Origin of the sequence: Kitasatospora indigofera, from assembly GCF_014655955.1 — a bacterium.
GTDB lineage: Bacteria > Actinomycetota > Actinomycetes > Streptomycetales > Streptomycetaceae > Kitasatospora > Kitasatospora indigofera.
In genome coordinates this window covers 1-1,149 of sequence record NZ_BNBO01000153.1, presented here as the reverse complement: position 1 = coordinate 1,149, position 1,149 = coordinate 1, and the positions used below count along the sequence as shown (strand labels likewise).

Sequence of the window (1,149 nt, the reverse complement as noted above, 5' to 3'; positions counted from 1 at the left end):
CCTGGCAGAGTCACTCGGGGGAGAACCTGGGCCCCCGGGCAGGGGCCGGGAACGCCGCCTACGTGATCTACACCTCCGGTTCGACCGGCCGGCCCAAGGGCGTGGTGATCGACCACGGGAACCTGGCCAACCTGCTCGCCTTCCACCGGGCCGAGACCGTCGGGGCCACCGAACAGGCCCATCAGGGGCGGCGGTTCCGGGTGGCGCTGACCGCCTCGCTGTCCTTCGACACCTCGCTGGAGGGATTCCTGTGGCTGGCCTCCGGCCATGAGCTGCACCTGCTCGGCGAGGACGTCCGCCGGGACGCCACGGCGGTGTCGCGCTACGTCGCCGAGGCGGAGGTCGACGTCCTGGACCTCACCCCCACGTACGCCGAGCAGCTGATCGAGGAGGGCCTGCTGACGGACCGCCGGCTCGCGCTGCTGATGCTCGGCGGGGAGGCCGTGGGGCAGACCTTGTGGAACACCCTGCGGGCCCTGGACGGGACCCTCACCTACAACATCTACGGGCCCACCGAGTGCACGGTGGACGCGCTGTTCGCCCGGCTGGTGGACGGTGAGCGGCCGATGATCGGCTCCCCGGTGGCGAACACCACGGTCCACGTGCTGGACGAGCGGCTCGGCCCGGTGCCGCCGGGGGTGGCGGGTGAGCTGTACCTGGCGGGGGCCGGCCTGGGCCGGGGGTACCTGAACCGGACGGCGTTGACGGCGGAGCGGTTCGTGGCCTGCCCGTTTGCGCCGGGCGAGCGGATGTACCGGACGGGCGACCTGGCCCGCCGGCGGGGCGACGGCCAGGTCGAGTACCTGGGCCGCACCGACCAGCAGGTGAAGATCCGCGGGTTCCGGATCGAACTCGGCGAGGTGGAAGCCGCCCTGGGCGCGCACCCGCGGGTGCTGCAGGCCGCCGCCGTCGCCCGGACGGACGCCCCGGGCGGGAGCCGCCTGGTCGCCTACGTCGTCGCCGAACCCGGGCTGGAGGCAGCCGAGTTGCGGGCCTTCGCCGGGGCTTCGCTGCCCGCGTACATGGTGCCGGCGGCGGTGGTGCTGCTGGACGCGCTGCCGCTGACCGTCAACGGCAAGCTCGACCGGACCGCTCTGCCGGAGCCGGACTACACGGCCGTCTCCACCGGGCGGGCGGCGCGGACGCCTC

1 protein-coding gene is annotated in these 1,149 nt (G+C 74.1%); it reads left to right on the top strand.

Annotation, left to right across the window (positions count from 1 at the left end):
- Positions 1-1,149: amino acid adenylation domain-containing protein (locus IE329_RS39900; protein WP_190215971.1), on the top strand; the 1,149-nt coding region annotated here is incomplete at both ends.